Source organism: Desulfitobacterium sp., assembly GCF_982384815.1.
Genome location: NZ_CEVWNY010000167.1, coordinates 1 through 4,376, shown reverse-complemented (window position 1 = coordinate 4,376; position 4,376 = coordinate 1). Strand labels below are relative to the sequence as shown.

Annotated in this window: 4 protein-coding genes; all 4 read right to left on the bottom strand. The window is 43.9% G+C overall.

What is annotated here, in order from left to right:
- A partial coding sequence (locus AC1U9U_RS15605; RefSeq protein ID WP_479961475.1) for a helix-turn-helix domain-containing protein occupies positions 1-755 on the bottom strand: 755 nt, incomplete at its 3' end.
- Between the two features lie 26 nt (positions 756-781).
- The gene (locus AC1U9U_RS15600) at positions 782-1,567 is read right to left on the bottom strand and encodes a DUF3388 domain-containing protein (RefSeq protein WP_479961474.1); all 786 of its coding nucleotides are present in this window, start codon (positions 1,565-1,567) and stop codon (positions 782-784) included.
- Complete coding sequence (gene mnmH, locus AC1U9U_RS15595; protein ID WP_479961473.1) at positions 1,503-2,579, bottom strand: tRNA 2-selenouridine(34) synthase MnmH; 1,077 nt, start codon at positions 2,577-2,579, stop codon at positions 1,503-1,505. The genes AC1U9U_RS15600 and mnmH overlap by 65 nt, the downstream gene beginning before the upstream one ends.
- A gap of 69 nt (positions 2,580-2,648) precedes the next feature.
- On the bottom strand, positions 2,649-4,376 hold a 1,728-nt coding region (locus tag AC1U9U_RS15590; protein WP_479961472.1), incomplete at its 5' end, for a DNA translocase FtsK.

Sequence of the window (4,376 nt, the reverse complement as noted above, 5' to 3'; positions counted from 1 at the left end):
ACCGTATCTTTTTTGAGAATGATATTATCAACAACCTCTCCCTGGGCACCTAAACTCGGCCAGGTCTTGCCATTCAGGGTAATTGTAAGCCCTCCCGCATTACCTACTCTAACCAGCACAATCTCTTCCTTACCTCTGAGTTCTTTGGTCACCCCTTGATCAAAGGTTCCTTCTAGAGCAGGTTGTCCATCCACATTAATCCGAACCCAACAAGGTTGATTAAAAGTCAACTGTGCAACTACGCCTTCCGTCTCCGGGGCGATTACATTCTGGGGATCCGGGCCGGGAGTTTGGACCGGTGGTTCAGCGGGTTGCTGTTGAACTATTTCTTCCGGAGGAGCAGTGGGCAATGGGGGAGTAATATCTTCCGGTGCAATATTGGTTCCAGGAGGTTTGCTTAAGGAAGAAATCCCGATCACTATCACTAAAGCAAGTACACCGGTAATGGCGATAAGAGCCGGCTTGATCCATTGGGGCTTTTGAGCCGGTGAGGAAGGTACATGTTGTGATATAACCGGTACTTCCGGCTGTTCGGCCTTATAGAGAGCCAAAACTTCTTCTGGGTCTATACCCAAATGTTTGGCATAAGTTCTTAAAAATCCTTTTGTATAGGTTGAGCCAGGCAAAACATTGTACTCTTCTTCTTCTAAAGCTTCAAGATAGCGAATTCTGATCTTGGTTACTTCTTCAGCCTGGGTCAAACTCCAGCCTCTATCAACACGAGCGTTGCGAAGGATTTGTCCCTCTCCTGCCATGATAAACCCTCCTCCTCATTTTATTGCTAACTAATATCAAAGGATGAAAAACTGGAAGCAACTTCTTCAATCCTAATTTCATCTTCAGGTTGATTGCGAATTTCAATAATAAAATCAAAATCCATCTTTATTCGGCCATCCCGAAGGAAAACATCAGGATGTTCGATAATTTTCGGGGTTGGTATTGCCATCACTTGGTTTAATAATTCCCAGTGGGCGTCATCTCCCCTAGAGGTACTGGTAATTCCATCAATGAGGAAAACCGAATCCCTGGACTCATCAAGCATAAGAGTCTTGCGTAAAGTTTGCCGGATAATTGTGGAGGAAAGGAGAATCCACCTCTTATTAGCATAAACGCAAGCACTTATAGCTGCTTCAGTTTTTCCTACCCGCGGCATCCCACGAACACCAATAAGTCGATTACCACCTTCGATTAAAGTATCTCCTAAAAAGTCTACAAGCACTCCTAAATCTTCCCGAACAAAACGATATGTAGGTGGATTATTATCCACCATGTCTAGTCGCTGTCCATGGCGTATCGCTAAACGGTCAAATAAGGTAGGCAAACGAAAAGCAGTAACCCGAATGGAGTCGACATGATCCAAAGCAGTTTTTAATGCTTGGATCTTAGCTTCATTAGGGTACTCCAGCAAAAAACCTCGCCGAAACCCGCCAATTCCATTAACCGTTAAAATATTGATCTCAAGCATGCCCATTAAAGTAGTGACTGCTCCTAGCAAACCGGGCTTATTTTGCTGTATCTCGTATTCCAGATAAAGTAATTTCTCCAGATTTACCCGACCACTGATCAAGATAATCCTCCAATTCTTTTATTCCCCGTTCCGGATCATTATTGCTTACCGAATATTCATAATCTCCACTGGAACCATTGGGATAGGCATAGAGAGCATCATAATAATTAAGCATTTCTTCGGTAAACTCTGCTAAATTCCCTTGGTCCAACAGGTTATTATATAAGGTTATCTTATTATGTCCGAGATTTTTCGTTAAGTGCCCTAAGGCAGATTTAATCTGAGCAATCGCATCGGGAAATTGAGTATATTCCTTGATCAAACGTTGAACTCGATTATTTAATGAGTCATAAAGTAAAACTTGAGTTCCCTTGCTCATCGCATCGGAAAGAGTAGGAGGTAAATTTATCCTGCCAATACGCTTGCTTTCACATTCCACAACAATATAGGGGAAATGGCTGAATTCCCTTAACTGTTCATATAAAACAGCCTCAAAGTTCTTCTGGGAAGGAGCGGCTCCTAACCCCACCGAACCAAAAACCGATCCTCGATTATTTGCTAAGTTTTCCAAATCTATGGCAGGGTAACCATCTTCCTTTAACCTTTTAAGAATTTCCGTCTTACCTACACCTGTATTTCCTCGAAGAACCACAACCTTAAAGGTAAATTCTTGGCTGAAATAATCGTTAACCAGATGCCGGTAAGCCTTATATCCCCCTTGTAACCGGTAAACCTGCAAACCCATTAGTTCAAAAACCGAAGCTAAAGACTTACTTCTCATTCCTCCGCGCCAACAAAACAGCGCTAAAGGGCGTCCCTTTGCCCATTGAGCAGCTTGCCGGTATAGATTATCTAATTTAGGACCAACAATTGCCAAACCCTGCTCTTTCGCTAAGCTAGGAGAGTGTTGTACATAGGTGGTACCAACTTTAGCTCGTTCTTCATTATTGAATAGGGGCAGATTAAGCGCACCGGGAATTGTCGCTTCCATATATTCTCCTTCGGAGCGAACATCTACTAGAACCAAATCTTTAACGTTATATAAATCCTCTACCTTAATCTCGTTAATCATAATAGTTTCCCCTATTTTAGTACTATTCTCCTTCTTTATCATAAATCCTCTCGACAAAATGTGCAACTATTACCCTAGCTCTTCTTCGCCAAGACCAAACTTTTGTTCAAATTGTCCCTTTGTCATTAATACTTCACGTGGCTTCGAGCCTTCATAGCCCCCCACCACACCTTTTTCTTCAAGAAGATCCATGAGCCGGGCTGCCCGGGTATAACCGATGCGCAGTCGCCGCTGCAATAAGGAGACGGAAGCATTACCTGATTCAATAAAGAGGAGAGCCCCCTGATGAAATAATTCATCCCCCGCCTCTTCGGCAGGCTTGCCGGTCCCGATTTCCATATGAGGTATCTCCTGATAATCCGGTTTGGCTTGATTTTGCAAGAAACGGACCACATTCTCCACTTCTTTATCTGCTAAGAAACATCCTTGAACCCGGATGGGCTTGCTGGCACCCATAGGATAGAAAAGCATATCGCCCCTGCCCAATAATTTTTCTGCTCCATTCATATCCAGAATCGTTCGGGAATCAATCTGCGAAGAAACAGCAAAGGCAATCCGCGAGGGAATATTCGCTTTAATTAAGCCGGTTATAACATCCACCGATGGACGCTGGGTTGCTATCAAGAGATGGATTCCCGCCGCCCTGGCCATCTGGGCTAAGCGGCAAATGGAATCTTCTACATCGCCAGGGGCTACCATCATTAAATCCGCCAACTCATCAATAATGACCACTACATAGGGAAGGGGCGGGGCATCTTCCTTCTTCTCCTGGGTACGGAGAAAGTTATAACGGATAATATCCCTTACCCCGGCAGCTGCAAAAAGCTCATAGCGTGTTTCCATTTCCGTGACGATCCATTTCAAGGCCCCGGCAGCTTTTTTCGGGTCGGTAACTACCGGTGCTATCAAATGGGGAATCCCGTTATAATTGGTCAGTTCCACCATTTTGGGGTCAACCAGCAAAAACTTAACTTCATCAGGGCGGGCCTTGTATAAAATACTATTAATTAATGTATTAACACAAACAGATTTACCCGAGCCGGTAGCACCGGCAATCAATAGATGCGGCATTTTGGTTAAATCTGCAACAATCGGACTGCCTGTGATATCTTTCCCCAACACTACCGTCAGCTTACTCGGAGAATTTTGAAATTCCGGGGTTTCCAGCACCTCTCGAAAATGAACCATTGAAATCTCGCGATTAGGAACTTCGATTCCCACCACCGATTTTCCGGGTACGGGTGCTTCGATTCGCACATCGGTAGCTGCTAAGCTCAAGGCAATATCATCCGCTAAATTGGTAATTTTGCTTACCTTTACCCCGGGAGCCGGTTGGGCTTCATAGCGTGTGATGGCCGGACCTTGAGTTACATGAGTGACCTTAATCTTTACGCCAAAGCTCTCTAAGGTGTCTTCAAGAATTTTTACGTTATCCGCTAAATCCTTATTGATACGCGGATTCTTTACCTTCATGGTTTTATTCAGTAGTGAAAGGTTTGGCAATTGAAAGTCACTATTATCTTTTTGAGCCAGTCTGGAAATAGGGGTTCCTGTAACCTTACCCGGTGCAAGTATACCGGAATTGTCATCCTTGATAATTCGGGACTGTTCCGTCTTTTTTTCTTCAAAGGGAAAAGCTGTTTGAATTACCGGACTGTCGTTAAAAGGCTTGTCCCCTTCTGGAGCAGGTCCTGATGAATCATGCAAGGTTTTAATAACCACGGGCCGTTCTACCAATTCAGGTTCCAAAATCTTTGGTTGATCTTGAATCGCTTTAGGCATTTTCTTTTTAATATT

Excerpts from the sequence above, each read along its gene's own strand:
- mnmH (WP_479961473.1), bottom strand. The coding sequence starts at position 2,579 with ATGATTAACGAGATTAAGGTAGAGGATTTATATAACGTTAAAGATTTG.